Consider the following 14,563-nt stretch of genomic DNA (forward strand, 5'->3'; position numbering starts at 1 on the left):
GAGAAAAAAAAAGTTGACAAGCAAATCCGCCGGAATGGGGCAGGGCTGCCGCATTTTATGCGGCAGCCCTGGCGGCGATGCGACAGCATCGCCCGAAGCCGCAGGCTTCGTGGGAGCGAAGTGCGGCTCCGCCGCCGAAGCGGTTCTTGCCAGTATTTATGATAACCTAGCAAAATTATTTAACTTAATAGTTAACTGAGTCAGCCCTGCCGCAATGAGGCAGCCCGGGCGCGGCTGCGCGAAATATCTGTCTGTGATCGTGCAATGGCACGGCCTTTGCTTTATTTTTCACAAATTAGTGGCAAGTGTTTTTTTGGACGGGCGGTCGCAGACTTTGACCAGGGCGCCGCCCCCTGGGGCAAACCCAACACAGTGGAGGATCTCATGAACAAAATGCGCAGGCTTTGGATCTGGCTTACGGGCTGCGCGCTGATGCTGCCCGTGCTTATGCCGTCATTGGCGCTGGCGGCCAAGAAAAAGGCCGACGTGGTCATTGTGGCCGATACGCGCAAACTGGACGGCCTTTTGTACTGGTGGGCGGAAATGTACAATGAAAGCCATTTCTTCTTCGCCATCCTGACCATGATCATCATTCCGGTCCTCGGCACAATCCTCGGTCTTTTGGCAGACGTCGTCATGCGTCATATCGGCATTGACCTTGAACATCGCGAACTGGCGGAAAAATAGCCCGGAAAGGAGGCAGACATGGATTGGCTGTATATTTTGATGCCCATTTCCGGCGTGAACATTTTCTGGCCCGGTTTGATCATTCTCGGGCTGGGCGTCGGGATCATTGGCGGTTTCTTCGGCCTGGGCGGGGCCTGGATGGTGACTCCGGGCCTGAATATCCTGGGCTTTCCCATGGCGTTCGCCATCGGCACGGACGTGGCCCAGATGGCCGGCAAATCCTTGATTTCCACCATGCGCCACGGCAAATTCGGCAACGTGGACTACGTCCTTGGTCTGACCATGCTGGTGGGCACGGTGATCGGCGTGGAAATCGGCGCGCAGATGGTCATGTGGCTGGAACGCATCGGCGAGGTGGACAAGGTCGTGCGCTGGCTCTATGTGGTGCTCCTGATTCTGCTGGCCTGGCTGGTCTTTCATGACGTAGCCCTGCGCCGCAAAAAGGAGCGCGAGGCCAAAGCCCACAAGCAGGAGCTTGACAAGACGGCCGTGGGCCTTGACTGGGCCTCCAAGCTGCAGTCCTTCAGGATTCCTCCCATGGTGCATTTCAAGCGCGCCGGCATCACCTGCTCGGCCTGGCTGCCGATCATCGTGAGTCTGTTCACGGGTTGGCTGGCGGGCATTCTGGGCATCGGCGGCGGCCTGATCCGCATGCCCGCCCTGGTCTATCTGGTGGGCTGCCCCACGCATCTGGCCGTGGGCACGGACCTTTTTGAAGTGGCCATTTCCGGTTTGTACGGCACAGCCTCGTATGCCTACAAGGGACGCGTGGAACTGCTCGCGGCCATCATCATGCTCTGCGGCGCGGCCATCGGCGCGCAGATCGGCGTTGTGGCCACCAAGTACGTCAAGGGCTACGGCATCCGCATCGTGTTCGGTCTGGCTGTGCTCGGCTGTCTGATGTCCGTGGTGCTCAAGCTTCTGCAGGCCGAATTCCCCTCCTGGGCCTGGCTGTTCGGCCCCCTGGCCACGGTGGAAGTGCTGGGTTTTGTAAGCGCCATCTCCATTTACATCGCGATTCGCATGGTGCAGGGCGCCAAGGCGGAACTGGCCGCCAAGAAGCAACAGGCCGTCGGCAACTAAAGGAGACAAGCCATGAAAATACGTATTCTGCTGTCGCTGGCGCTGGCCCTCTCCTTTGCGCTGCTCACAGCCTGCGATTTTGACGGAGGCGTGGAGCAGGGCCGGTGCGTGGCCTTTGACCCGACCGCCAGGACCCTGACCATTGTGGTGGACGTCAACCACGATCAGTTTAATCCCCATTACAGCGGCGGCGTGCATACCTTCAAACTGCCCCCGGAAGCCAGGGACATGGGCCCGGTTCCCGATGTGGGCGGCCGCCTGATGATTAACCTCGCCAAGTCCGAAGTGCTCATCTATGATCCTGCCGCCAAGAGCGTGGAGGCAGTGCCTGTGGAGTTCACGGACGTGGAAAAGAACATCAAGAAGAATCATCCCAAGGTTGCGGGCAAGACCTTCCCGATCATCGACAGGGAACAGAGCGCCGTAACCGTGTATTCCACGCGCCTGAACGCGCTGGTGACCTTCAAGGTGCCGGCCGACCTGCTTGATCTGCCTCCGTATAGCTGGACGGCGGGCAATGAGATGCGCATCGCGTACAGGAATGCGGACAAGAGCCAGGCTATGAGGATCATGAACGTCACCAAGACGGATATCTTCAAGAAGTAAAACGCGAGCTGCCGGAGCGGGGCTATCCCGCTCCGGCAAATTCTCCAAAAGCGTGCCTTTGAAACGGGTCGCTTTTGCAAAGGATCATGCAGCCGAAAAGCAGGTTTTTCGGCCGCATCCATGCCGTTCTTGAGCGGATGGCGGCCCGTCCAGCCGGAAAGGTTTACGGGCGTCGACAGCAGCGCTGCGGCGTGTGCGGCATGAGAGCATTTCAAGAGTACAATGCCCTCGCAGACCGGAGAAATCTCATGAACAGCTACAAACAATCTCTGTACAGCGCCCTGATCCGCGTCATGGCCAACCTGCTGATGGTGGGAGCGGTTTTTCTGGCCATGTATCAGGCCGCGCGCGGCGCTTCTTCGGAAATAACCTTTTGCCTCTGGTTTTTCGGCATAACCGTGCCGCTCTGGGCATCTGCCTTTTATTTGAATCGGGTGATCAAAAGGCGTTTTCCGGCCGAGCAGGAAAGCCTCATCGACCTGCCCCGTCAGGGGCGCTGTCTGGTGCGCTGGCGCGTGCTTGAAGCCTCGGGCCGCCCGGGCCTTCTCAGCCGTTGAAACCAATGTCTGAGACATGCGCCGTATTTTTCGCGTGCTTCAGGCGACATCCGCACCGGGCCGGGTACAGCCCGGGCAGGGGCCCGGCCGGGGATGCGCAGGCGTGGCGCGGGCTTTGGGCTTGTTCTTCTGCCGCGCCGGGTCTAAGGTGAACCCATGACCCCTCATCCCGACCAAAAGCTCTGGCAAGCCTTGCGCAAGACCCGTTCACAGCAGCGCAGCATTGGCTGGATCAGCGCGTTTCTGCTGGCAGTGGCCCTGGCGGGCCTGATCGACGGCTTGCTGGCGCACATGCGCAGGGGGTCGGATCTTCTGGAGCTGCTGCCCGGCGACGCTCTGGTGCTTTCCGGGCCGCTCCCGCTCAAAAATCCCGTGACAAATGACTTGCAGGCCCGCTTCCTGCCTGAGGATGCGCCGCTGCACTTCCGATTGGACGAATTTTTCGCAGGCTACTGGTTCGGCAACGGAATGTGGCGCGGCACGGTTACGGCGGAACCGCTTGCGGAGCAGGGCAGTTATGCCCTGCGGGTTTGGTTCCGGGGGACGGCCTCAAGCAGCGCGCAGACGTTCAAGGTGCGCGTGTGGGCGGATGCCTCGGCCCGGCGCGCGGGTTCGGCCTCTTTCATCCACCGCCTCACAGGCTGGAATCCTTTTGTGCTGGCCGCCGGTTGCGGCATAATCGCCTTGCTCTGCGGCGGTTGCGTGTACATGCTGGGGCGGCGTTCTGCCCGCCTGGCAGCGGCTTTGGGCTGCGGCGAAGTCTTCCGCCTGCGCCTGGAAGACGGCGTCTGCCGTCTCTGGTGCCTGTTGCACGGCCTGAAAGCGCCTGCTGCGGGGCAGACCTGCACAGTGCTTGACGCCCGGGGGAACGCACTGGGCGAGGCCACGGTTGATGTGCAGCGCAAGGGCGTGCTGGAATTGCTGATGCGCGACCCTGAAGCTGTTCTGCCCGGCAATCTGGTCCGCTTGCGCCCGCCTTCTTTTCCCGGAGCGGAAAAAGCCCCGGGCGCCAACGTCTGAAGCCTCCCGGCAGCCAGGGTCAGCCCCGCGCCGTGCCTGCCTCGGCCTTGCCGCCCGGCAGGGCATGGGCTATAGTGGTTGTAGTGCGGGAGTTCACCCGGCGCATATAACCAAGGCGGCTTTCATGTCCCCTACCTGTCCCTGCGGCAGCAACCGCCCTCTGGCGGAATGTTGCGGACCGTATCTTGACGGCACGGCCTGGCCCGCCGAGGCCGGGATTCTGATGCGTTCCCGCTATGCGGCGTATGCGCTCGGCCGTTATGACTGGCTGGTCCAAAGCACGCATCCTGATTTTCGTGAAGGCATCACGGCTGAAAAAATTGCGGAGCAAAGCAAGGGCGTGCGCTGGCTGCGTCTGGACGTGGGCAAGTGCCTCAAGGACGCGCCCGTGGGCGTCAATGGCGAGCTTTATGATATTGTGGAATTTCATGCTTTTTACGAATTGGACGGCATCCCCCGCCAATTGGGCGAAAGAAGTTTTTTCAGCCGCAAAGATGACAAACTGTATTATGTGGACGGGGTGGCGTTGCGCCCCGAGGGCTACCGGCGCCCCGCCCCCAAGGTGGGCCGCAATGATCCTTGCCCTTGCGGCAGCGGTAAAAAATACAAAAAATGTTGCGCCGCGGCGGCTGGGTAAGCATGGCCAGGAGCGGCGCCGTGGCGGCTATCCGGCAATTTTGCCTGGAGTGCCAGGGGGCATCGCCCAAGGCGGTGCGCTCCTGTTCCGACGCGGACTGTCCCCTGAATGCGTGGCGCATGGCGGCTGTTCCCGGCGGGGATTGCCCGGCCCCGCCCGAGGCGGCCGAACGCGCGGCCTTGCGCGCCGTCCGCAGGCAGTGCATGGGCTGCGCGGGCAGCCGGAGCGAAGTGCGCGCCTGCGCGGCGCGCGAGGAATGCCCGCTCTGGCATTGCCGTTTCGGCGTGCGGCCGCAAACCTATAAAGCCGTGCGCCGGCGTTTTTTCGCTCCCCGGCCTTTGCGGCTTTGGCAGCAATGATTGGCAACAGGGTGCAATCCGCATCCACGCGGTATTGCGCCGCCGCCCCTACGGGCATTGGGAGCATTTCATTTTTTGAAATGTTCAAAACGCGGGAGGTACGCATGTCTCACCTGCTTGAATGGTCCAGGGCCTATGGTCATCGTCTGCCCAAAGAAGCCGCCGCGGCCTGCGCCGCCCGGCACGAGGAACTGGGGCGCCGCCTGGCGCAGGAAACCGCCGCCGGAGAACTGCCTTTTCTGACCATGCCGTACCGCGCCAAGCTGGAAGTGGAAATGGCGCCGCTGATTCCGCGCATCAAGGCCTATAAACATATGCTGGTGCTCGGCATCGGCGGTTCGGCCCTGGGCGCGCGCGCCATGCAGCGGGCTTTTGCGCCGGGTCAGGACGGGCCCGGGCATACAGGACCTTGGCTCTGGATCGCGGACAATGTCTGCGCCGAAACCTTTGAAGCCTGGCTCTCCAGGCTCAGGCCCGCCGACACCGTGGTGGTCTGCATCAGTAAATCCGGCGGCACCATTGAGACCATTGCCCAGTATTTTCTGGTGCGTGATTGGCTCAAGGCCGCGCTGGGCGCGCGCTGGCAGGAACAGATGATTGTGGTCACCGACGAAAGCAAGGGCTATTTGCGCCAAGAGGCGCAGCGTTACGGCCTTACGGCTCTGGAAGTCCCCGATTATCTGGGCGGCCGTTACTCCGCGCTTTCGGCAGTGGGTTTGTTGCCCGCGGCCTTTCTGGGCATTGACTGGCAGGCTCTGCTGGACGGCGCGGCAGACGTGGCGCGGCCTTTGGCAAAAAATCCGGCAGCCCTGGGCCAACACCCTTCCTTTTCCCTGGCTTGCTGGGCCAAGGCCCTGGAAGATCACGACTACAGCCAGTTGATCTTTTTCTGCTACATCCCGCAGTGGGCCACCTTTGGCCCCTGGTTCGCCCAGCTCTGGGCCGAAAGTCTGGGCAAGGAGGGCAAAGGCAGCATGCCCGTGCCCGCCACGGGGGTGACGGATCAGCACTCCATTAACCAGATGTTCCTGGACGGCCCGCGCAACAAGGGCTGCATTTTCCTGACCAGCGGCAATCAGCCCCAGGGTCGCAATTTCGGCATGGACGTGCCCGAGCAATGGGCCTGGCTGCGCGCCAAGCCTTTTGGAAGCCTGCTGGAAGCCGAGGCCCTGGGCACGCGCATGGCGCTGGGCAAAAGCGGCGTGCCCCTTGTGCATATTGAAATGAGCGATACCGGCCCCAGGGCGGCGGGTTCCCTGATGATGCTTCTGGAAGCGGCCACGCTTTTCACCGGGTGGCTGATGGGGATCAACCCCCTGGATCAGCCCGCCGTGGAATTGGGCAAGCGTCTGGCCAACGCCCGCCTCGGCGCGGGCGGTTATCCGCAGGAAGAGGCGGATTTGGCGGCCTATTTGTCGGCTCCGCAACAGACGCAGGTTTTTTAACGTCGTTGTAACGAGCAAGGCCGCGGCTCCCCGCAGATTTGTTCGGGCCCTTGGCGCTGTGCCCGAGGGCCCTTACCGTTCGCCTTTTGGCCGCCTGCTGCGTGCGACAGCCTTTGCCCGAGCAAGGGCGGAAGCCGGATTTCATCTGTTTTTCGGTCGAGTGCCGGAGCTCTGCCGTCTTCAGCCGTAAAGCGACCGCGCCGCCGCGAAACCCTCTGGGGTTCGCGTGTCTCATGTGGTAAATCAGACATCAACCGGGCATTTCAAAACGGAATGCCCTGAGGATCGTTTGCATGAATGAGTCGCATTCCGCTTCCGGGCCGGTTTCGGGCTCCTCTGCCGGTTCCGGGCTGCCGGGGGCTGAGGAAACCTCCAGACAGGCTCCCGCGGCTGACACGGATTTGCCCCTGAGCTATGCGCGCACCTTGTCCTGGCTGTCCCTGGCGCTCATTTTGCTGACCAACCTTGCTCTGTCCTTTTTCATTTCCAACTCGGCGCGCCAAACCCTGTTGACCCGGCAGGAGGATTTTGCGCGCCTGCTGGTGGAGAATCTCAACAGTCAGATCTTCCGCCGTTTCGCGCTGCCCACTATTCTGGCCAGCGGGCGCATCGCCCTGCGTCAGCCCACACAGTACGAACACCTGGATCGGGTCGTGCAATCCGTGATTCAGGGGCTGCCGGTGGAACGGCTGCGGATCTATGATTTTTCGCGTCTGGTGGCCTATTCCACCAGGAAGGAAGACGTGGGCCGGGCCGGTCTCTCCCCGCCCAATCTGGACGAGGTGCTGCACGGCGCGGCTCCCAAATCCGAAATTATTTCCAGCATTCCGGCCTGGCAAGCCCCTTTCCGGGTGCCCTTGCGCGAGGGCACCTTTGTGCTGCGCGTGCTCTATCCTCTGCGCGGCGAGCCCCTGCGGCCCGGGCAGGAAGCGCCGGTCATGGGCGCGCTGGAGCTGACCCAGGATATCACCGGCGACTACGAGCAGGTGCTGGCTTTTCAGGGCGTTATCGTGGTCATGTGCCTCTTGTCCTCGGTGATTCTCTTCGGGCTGCTGCTGATGCTCATTCACCGCGCCGAGCGCGTGCTGGCCGAGCGCATGCACAAAAACCGCCTCCTGGAAAACGAGCTGCACAGCAATGAAAAACTGGCCGGCATGGGCCGGGTGATCGCCAGCATTGCGCATGAAATCCGCAATCCTCTGGGCATTATCCGCTCCAGCGCCGAGTTGCTGCAACGGCGCACGGACAAGGCCGACGCGGGCACGGCGCGTATTTTGGGCGCCATTTATGATGAATCCGTGCGCCTTTCCCAGACGGTCAATGATTTTCTGGATTATGCCCGGCCGCGCCGCCCCAGGCAGGATCTGGCGGACGTGAATCTGGTGCTTGATCAGGTGCTGGCTTTTCTGGAAGGGGAAATGGGCCGCCACGGCATTGCCGTGGAGCGGGAGACTGAAGCCGGGCTTTTTGTGCGCGGGGACAAGGATTTGCTGTATCGGGCTTTTTACAATATTTTCATTAATGGCCAGCAGGCCATGGACGGGCCGGGCATTGTGCGGATTCGCGGCGAGCTTGAGCGCGAGAACGGGCAAGGCCGCGTGCGTCTTGAATTTCTGGATTCCGGGCCGGGCTTTGAGCCGGGCACGCTGCCCAATCTGCTGGACCCCTTTTTTACCACCAAGGACGGAGGCACAGGCCTGGGCCTGCCCATTGTCCAGTCGATTATCGCCAGCCACGGCGGCGTGATCGAACTTGAGAACGGCCCTGAGGGCGGGGCGCTGGTGCGCGTGCTGCTGCCCGCGGCCGATCCCCCCGCATAAGGAAGGCACGATGAGTGAAAAATCCCATATTCTGGTGATCGACGACGAAAAAAATTACCTGCTGGTCCTGCAAACCCTGCTGGAAGACGAGGGCTATACGGTCACGGCCATCAGCGATCCTGAAACCGCGCTGGCTTTTCTGAACGAAAGCGAAGTGGACGTGGTGGTGACGGACATGAAAATGCCCAAGGTCACGGGCCGTGAGGTTCTGGAGCGGGTCAAGAAAAACTGGCCGCATACCCCCGTGCTGATCATGACGGCTTTCGGTTCCATCGAAAGCGCGGTGGAAGTGATGAAGTACGGGGCCTTTGATTATATTACCAAGCCCTTTTCCAATGACGAGCTCCTGCTTTCCATTCATAATGCGGCCGAGCTCTCGCGCACCCATCGCCAGTATCGGCTTTTGCAGGAAGCCATGGCCGATCGCTATGGCGTGCACAAGATTGTGGGCCGCAGCCGGGGCATCCGCGATGTGCTGGTGATGGTCGATCGTGCCGCGCCGAGCCGCTCCACCGTGTTGATCACCGGCGAGTCAGGCACCGGCAAGGAGCTGGTGGCCCGGGCCATTCATTACACCAGCCCGCGCAAGGACAAGCCCTTTATTTCCGTGAATTGCATGGCCCTGAATCCCGGCGTGCTGGAAAGCGAGCTTTTCGGGCATGAAAAAGGCTCCTTCACCGGCGCGGTGGCCATGCGCAGGGGGCGTTTCGAGCAGGCGGACGGGGGCACGCTCTTTTTGGATGAGATCGCGGAACTGACGCCTGATCTTCAGGTCAAACTGCTGCGCGTTTTACAGGAGCGCAGGTTCGAGCGCGTGGGCGGCGGCGAGGAAATTGAGGTGGATATTCGCGTAGTGGCCGCCACCAACAAGGATCTGACCGCCCTGGTGGAAAAGGGGACCTTTCGCGATGATTTGTATTACCGGCTGAACGTGGTGCAGATTCCTCTGCCGCCTCTGCGCGAGCGGCGCGAGGACATCCCCCTGCTGGTGGCGCATTTCGTGGAAAAGGTCACGGCGGACAACAATATGCCGCCCAAGACCTTCAGCACCGAGGCCCTCAATTATCTCACAGGCTACGAGTGGCCCGGCAATATCCGGCAGTTGGAAAACGTGGTGGAAAGCTGCCTGGTGCTGGTTCCGGGACCCGTCATAGAGGTGGACAATCTGCCCCCGGAAATCCGCGATGAGGAATCTCAGTTCAAAAGCGCCGTGGATCTGCTGCCCGTGCAACTGGATCTGGCGGACACGCTGGAAAAGATCGAGGCCGCACTGATCCGCCGGGCCCTGGTGCGCGCCGACCTGATACAAGTCAAGGCAGCGGAATATCTGGGAATTTCCAAGAGCTTGCTGCAGTATAAGCTGAAGAAATACGCCATCACGGGCCATTAGAGCGTTTTCTCTTTGAAAATGCGCTGCTGACGCGAAAGCGGCAGCCGCCGCAACGCGGCGTACATTCAGGCGAAAACCGCGTTTTTCGCCTGAATGCCACCTGTGACTTTCATAAAAAGTCAAAGGTAATCTGCTCTAAAAAAACAGGGCGCGCGAAGCGTTTCGCGCGCCCTGTCGCAGCAAGCCGCTGCAAGGGCTCCACGTCCCCGGGCGGCTTGAATCCCGGCTTAGAGCGTTTTGCTAATGAAATTAGCTAAACGCTCTGGCAGGGCGAAGCCATGCCCGCCGCGAAGGCGCAGGCGCAATTTACTTGCGCCGTGAAGCGCCGGAGCGAGCGTTTCAAAAGAAATATGCTCTATTTGGGCTGCCGGACCACATCAATGACGGTGCCGTCGCGGTATTCCACCACGGCCACCACCTTATCCGTAAATACAATGGGGTCCGGCTTTCCGGCCAGTCTTTCGCCGATCTCCTTGAGTTTATGGATGTCCATGATCGGCAGCGTGGAGTCTTTCAATTTTTCCAGCAGATCGGTGCGCCGCGGGTTGACGGCAATGCCCCTGTCCGTCACCAGCACATCAATGGTCTCGCCCGGCGAAGTTACGGTGGTGACCGTGTCGCGCAGCACGCAGAGGCGGCCCTTGAGCAGATTGGTGACCACAATGGAGATTTTGCTCCCGGCGGCCGTGTCGTTATGCCCGCCGGAAGCGCCCATGATCGTGCCGTCCGAGCCGGTGACCACATTGACGTTAAAGTCCGTATCTATTTCCGTGGCGCCCAGGATCATGATGTCCAGGTTGTTGACCACCGGTCCGCAACTGTGCGGGTTGCCGTACAAGGAGCCGCTCATGGCCATGTGTTTGGGATTGCTCCCGGCCGAAGTCACGGATACCAGATCAAAATCCTGCACGTCGAAAAGCGCGCGGAAAAGGCCTTCATTGAGCATTTCCACAAAATAGGCGGTAATGCCGCCCGCGCCGAAAGAGCCGACAACATTTTTGGCGAGCATGCGCTTTTTGATCTCGGCGGCCACAGCCAGGGAGGTGCCGCCCGCGCCGGTCTGGCAGGACATGCCTTCCTTGATGTAGCCGGTCTCGTCGAGCAGCTCGGCAGCCGCGGCCGCGATTTTCAGGCCGATGGGATCCGAAGTGACCCTGGTGGTGCCGGACACAATGCCGTTGGGATCGCCGATGGAATCCACAACCACGACATAATCCACGAAATCCTGGCTGATTTCAATGGGGCAGGCCGGATAATCCACAAGATTGTCCGTGACGGCCACCACCTGATCCGCATACTGAGCGTCAGGATAGATATAGGAGAGCACGCCGCAGGCCGACTTGCCCTGCGTGCCGTTGAGGTTGCCGTAAACATCGCAGCAGGGCGCGGCAATGAAAGCCACGTCCACATGCAGATCCCCGGCCTCCACGGCTCTGGGGCGGCCGCCGTGGCTGCGGAGCACCGCCGGTTTGGCCAGAAGGCCCTGGGTGATGGCCTTGGCCACCGGGCCGGGCGAGATGTAGTTGACGGAAATGCCGGTGATCACGCCGGATTTGATGTATTCCACCAGGGGCTCATGGCAGGCGAAAATGCCGGTGGCAGCCACGTGAATGTCTTTAATCCCCCTGTCGGCAATGGCTTTCATGACCATATTGGTTACATAGTCGCCGTTGCGCAGATGATGGTGAAAAGACACGGTCATGCCGTCGCGCAGGCCCACCTTGTCCAGAACTTCCTCAATGGAGCCGAGCAGCTTTTGATCGCCGGCCTCAAGCTTGTTGCCGGGTTTAACGGTGCGGCGTTTGACAATGGTTCTCGATCTGTCGTCAAGGCTGGCGTATGCGCCGATAAACGGCTTCACCTGCCCGTAACCTTCAATATAGTCGGGGATATCACGGCCCAGAATATTTTTCATGCTGCTTTTCCTTCTTCCGTTAGAGCGTTTTGCTTTTGAAATTATTCAATTTCAAAAGCGGCGCTGCCATCATTTCCCCGCAAGCGGGACAAGTCCCCGCAAGCGGGACAAGTCCCCGCAAGCGGGACAAGCGCCTGAAAAGCGTGGTTTTCAGGCTCATTCGGCGCGGGCGTCCGCTCCCGCGACCGCCAGAGCGGTTGCCGTTTTCAACAGCAAACCGCTCTATCTGGAGCAGAGCAACTTTGAGATGCTGTACTTTCAAAGTATTGAAGGCGCCTGCTCTCACATGCAGATTTGCGGCGGGCATGGCTTCGCCCTGCCAGAGCGTTGAGCTGATTTCATGAGCAAAACGCTCTCCTGTCTGAGAGGATTGTGCGGCTGCGGTCAGGCGAAAATTTCGTTGATGACCGGAACCTGATTGCCGCTCACAGCGACTTTGCCGCTGAAGCCGAGAGATCTGGCTCTGGCCGCGTCCGCTGTAAGGCCGTCCGCATCCTTGGCCTGGAGGAAGGCCCCGTCAATGGCCGGAATGCCGGCCACGCGGCAGGCAACGGCCAGCCTGCTGCGGGCATAAAGCACTTGTTCGCTCGCGCCGGCGTCGGGCGCTCCCATATCTTTCAGAAAACCCCTGGCATTGAAAACAGCGGCTATGATTCTGGGGCAGCTTGCCAGCAACTCGGCGGTGTTTGCAATGGCCAGGGCGCTTTCCGCCACGGGAATCAGCTTGATCGAGCCCGCGGCAAAGCCGTTCTCCGCTTCCAGTGCGGCAATGGCCGTATCGGCCTCGCGCACGCAGGCCGCATCGGCCTGGGGAAGAATAAAAGCCTGCGGCCTGCCTTTGCCCGCCACCGCGATATCCTCGGCGCCGCACTCGCTCATGGGATTTATCCGCACGAAAACCCTGGCCTGCCCGAAGTCGAAAAAGGCCAGTGCCTCCTGCAGCAGCAGGCGAGCCGCGTCTTTATTGGCCGCGTCCACCGCGTCATGCAGATCATAGGCCAGCGCGTCCGCGCCGTAGAGCGTGGAATTGAGCAGGGCTTTGGGGTCGTTGCCGTTAATGAACAGTACGCTTCTCATGGTGACGCTCCCTTACACGGCCCGCTGGATGGCCGCGCGGACTCTGGCTTTGATGGTGCAATCAAGCGCGCCGCCGTCTTTGGCGCTGATCAGGGCATGCTGCACGCCGCTTTTGGCGGCAGTTTCGGCGATCAACTCTTTAATCTGGCGGCCAAACTGTTTGAGGATGACCGGCTTTCCGGTCAGTTCCACCTGAATGCCCGCTTCCTGGGCGGGAGTCACAGTCACAAGAATATCGCCGCGTTCAGCCGATCCGGCTTCGCCGATTTTGCTGAGGTGCATGGTGCTGGTCTCCTTGTGGTTTTGGCATTTTCAATCTGGGAAAAGGCAATAAACAGGCCCTGGGCAGGCCGCCGCCGGTCTGATTGCGCGCCGTCCCTGGCGCTTTTTCCGGCAAAGGGACGTTGGTCGCGCTTTTCAGCCCCCTGGAGCATTTCAATTTTGAAATGCTCCCATGCCGCACAGTGTGCGGTATGAGAGCATTTTCGAGGGCAAAATGCTCTACTTTGCGGCCACAGGTTTTGCAAAAAATAAGCGCCTGTTCCGCAATGGGCAGGGCCTCAACGGTCCTGCCCATTTGCTTCGCATTGATTCACATCCCGCCGGCCGGCGGCGTTTTTTGCCGCGGGTCGCATGCCGGATGCCGTGCGGCCCGCGTTTGCTCAGTGCAGGGAATCCGCGTAGATCTCAATGGTGTGCTTGACTTTGATCGGGTCATGATTGCGGGCCAGCATGTCGGATATCTGCATCATGCAGGCCGGGCAGCCCATGGCCACGACCTCGGCGCCGCTGGCCACGATATTGTCGCGCTTGCGCTGGCCGATCTTGGCGGAAAGCTCCGGCTGCGTGAGGGTGAAGGTGCCGCCGCAGCCGCAGCAGTGATCCGCTTCCTTCAGGGGCACGTATTCATAGTCTTTGTTCATCTTGATGAGATCCTTGGGTTGTTTGCTGACCCGCAGAGATTTCATCAGATGGCAGGATTCATGATACGTGACCTTGGTCCGGCCTTTGCCCGCGCCCTCGGGCGGAGCCACTTTGAGCACATCCACCACAAAGGCGTTGATGTCCATGGCTTTTTCGCCCAGTTGACGGGCAAATTCCTTGTCCTGGGCCGAAAGGTCTTCGGCGTTCTGCCAGTGTTCCTTGATGGTGGCCGTGCAGGACGAGCAGGGCGTGACAATATAGTCGAAATTGCCCTTTTTGAACACGTCCAGATTGTATTTCGCCATCTTGGAAAAACTCTTCTTGTCGCCGGAAACCAGCGCGGGAATGCCGCAACAGGCAAGGTTGTCGGGCAAAAAGACGCCTACGCCGTGATGCTCGAAGACCTTCAGACAGGCCATGCTCATGTCCACATAGATCTTGTCGCCCATGCAGCCCGGGAAGAAGGCCACCCTGAGCCCGCTTTTGCCGGCCGGGGTGTCGCGCCTGCCCACTTTGGCGGCCAGGGTCTGCTTAGCCAGCATGGGGATATGCCGCTCGCCGATAAAAGCCTTGAACATTGGCACGCAGGCCGTGTTCTGGGGCGAGTTGTCCTTTCTGATGAACAGGCCCTGGAAGGGCGAGCTCAATTTCAAGAGGGTGCTGAAAAGTTTCGGATTGGGAAGCAACGTGCGGAAGATGGCCTTCTTGATGGGCGAAAGCCCCAGATAGCCGACCACAATGGCGCGCGCTTCAAGGAAAATATCCATAGTGGGCGCGCCTGCCGGGCAGCTGAAATTGCAGCCGCCGCAGAGGAGACAGCGGGAAAGCCGCTCGTGAACCGCTTCAGGATCCTGGAGGACAAGGTGGGCCAGGTTTTCCACAAGGGCGATTTTGCCTCGGGTCACGTCGCCTTCCTGGCCGGTTTCGTCAAAAACCGGGCAGAAGGCCTGGCAAAAGCCGCATTTCATGCAGGAGACCAGCTTGTCGTCCAGAGCCATCAACGAATTGGCAAGCCTGGTAAGATCGTTCATGCTCCAGCCCCT

General features: G+C 60.4%; 15 protein-coding genes. 10 read left to right on the plus strand and 5 right to left on the minus strand.

Annotation, left to right across the window (positions count from 1 at the left end):
* Positions 1-384: 384 nt before the first annotated feature.
* The 10 genes from G7Y52_RS04915 to G7Y52_RS04960 all read left to right on the plus strand — a co-directional run bounded on the left by G7Y52_RS04915 (position 385) and on the right by G7Y52_RS04960 (position 9,604).
* Entirely contained in the window at positions 385-687 is a 303-nt protein-coding gene (locus G7Y52_RS04915) for a DVU0150 family protein (RefSeq protein WP_165067035.1), read from the plus strand.
* 18 nt (positions 688-705) lie between these two features.
* Positions 706-1,770 carry a sulfite exporter TauE/SafE family protein gene (locus G7Y52_RS04920; protein ID WP_165067038.1) on the plus strand — a complete coding sequence of 355 codons (1,065 nt, stop codon included), beginning with the start codon at positions 706-708 and terminating at the stop codon, positions 1,768-1,770.
* 12 nt (positions 1,771-1,782) lie between these two features.
* Positions 1,783-2,376 (plus strand): DUF4881 domain-containing protein, encoded by a 594-nt coding sequence (locus G7Y52_RS04925; protein WP_165067042.1) that lies wholly within the window; start codon positions 1,783-1,785, stop codon positions 2,374-2,376.
* Between the two features lie 248 nt (positions 2,377-2,624).
* Positions 2,625-2,933, plus strand: coding sequence for a hypothetical protein (locus G7Y52_RS04930; RefSeq protein WP_165067045.1), 309 nt, complete (start codon positions 2,625-2,627; stop codon positions 2,931-2,933).
* A gap of 156 nt (positions 2,934-3,089) precedes the next feature.
* A complete protein-coding gene (locus G7Y52_RS04935; protein WP_165067048.1) occupies positions 3,090-3,953 on the plus strand; it encodes a hypothetical protein in 864 nt (287 codons plus the stop codon).
* A gap of 124 nt (positions 3,954-4,077) precedes the next feature.
* Positions 4,078-4,590 (plus strand): YchJ family metal-binding protein, encoded by a 513-nt coding sequence (locus tag G7Y52_RS04940; RefSeq protein WP_165067051.1) that lies wholly within the window; start codon positions 4,078-4,080, stop codon positions 4,588-4,590.
* 2 nt (positions 4,591-4,592) lie between these two features.
* Positions 4,593-4,949 carry a hypothetical protein gene (locus G7Y52_RS04945; protein ID WP_165067055.1) on the plus strand — a complete coding sequence of 119 codons (357 nt, stop codon included), beginning with the start codon at positions 4,593-4,595 and terminating at the stop codon, positions 4,947-4,949.
* A 104-nt stretch (positions 4,950-5,053) separates the two neighbouring features.
* Entirely contained in the window at positions 5,054-6,394 is a 1,341-nt protein-coding gene (locus tag G7Y52_RS04950; RefSeq protein ID WP_165067058.1) for a glucose-6-phosphate isomerase, read from the plus strand.
* A gap of 293 nt (positions 6,395-6,687) precedes the next feature.
* A complete protein-coding gene (locus G7Y52_RS04955) occupies positions 6,688-8,214 on the plus strand; it encodes an ATP-binding protein (RefSeq protein WP_241159596.1) in 1,527 nt (508 codons plus the stop codon).
* Positions 8,215-8,224: 10 nt separating this feature from the next.
* Entirely contained in the window at positions 8,225-9,604 is a 1,380-nt protein-coding gene (locus G7Y52_RS04960; protein ID WP_165067061.1) for a sigma-54 dependent transcriptional regulator, read from the plus strand.
* A 355-nt stretch (positions 9,605-9,959) separates the two neighbouring features.
* Here the strand turns inward: G7Y52_RS04960 and citF are convergent, their stop codons facing one another.
* From citF to G7Y52_RS04985, 5 genes are all read right to left on the minus strand, one after another.
* Complete coding sequence (gene citF / locus G7Y52_RS04965; RefSeq protein WP_165067064.1) at positions 9,960-11,519, minus strand: citrate lyase subunit alpha; 1,560 nt, start codon at positions 11,517-11,519, stop codon at positions 9,960-9,962.
* A gap of 19 nt (positions 11,520-11,538) precedes the next feature.
* Complete coding sequence (locus G7Y52_RS04970; protein WP_165067067.1) at positions 11,539-11,826, minus strand: hypothetical protein; 288 nt, start codon at positions 11,824-11,826, stop codon at positions 11,539-11,541.
* A 77-nt stretch (positions 11,827-11,903) separates the two neighbouring features.
* Positions 11,904-12,596 carry an aldolase/citrate lyase family protein gene (locus G7Y52_RS04975; protein ID WP_165067070.1) on the minus strand — a complete coding sequence of 231 codons (693 nt, stop codon included), beginning with the start codon at positions 12,594-12,596 and terminating at the stop codon, positions 11,904-11,906.
* A gap of 12 nt (positions 12,597-12,608) precedes the next feature.
* The gene (gene citD, locus G7Y52_RS04980; RefSeq protein ID WP_165067073.1) at positions 12,609-12,878 is read right to left on the minus strand and encodes a citrate lyase acyl carrier protein; all 270 of its coding nucleotides are present in this window, start codon (positions 12,876-12,878) and stop codon (positions 12,609-12,611) included.
* Positions 12,879-13,258: 380 nt separating this feature from the next.
* Positions 13,259-14,551 carry a (Fe-S)-binding protein gene (locus G7Y52_RS04985; protein ID WP_165067204.1) on the minus strand — a complete coding sequence of 431 codons (1,293 nt, stop codon included), beginning with the start codon at positions 14,549-14,551 and terminating at the stop codon, positions 13,259-13,261.
* Positions 14,552-14,563: the final 12 nt, after the last annotated feature.

The organism is Desulfovibrio sp. ZJ200, assembly GCF_011039095.1.
Lineage (GTDB): Bacteria > Desulfobacterota > Desulfovibrionia > Desulfovibrionales > Desulfovibrionaceae > Desulfovibrio.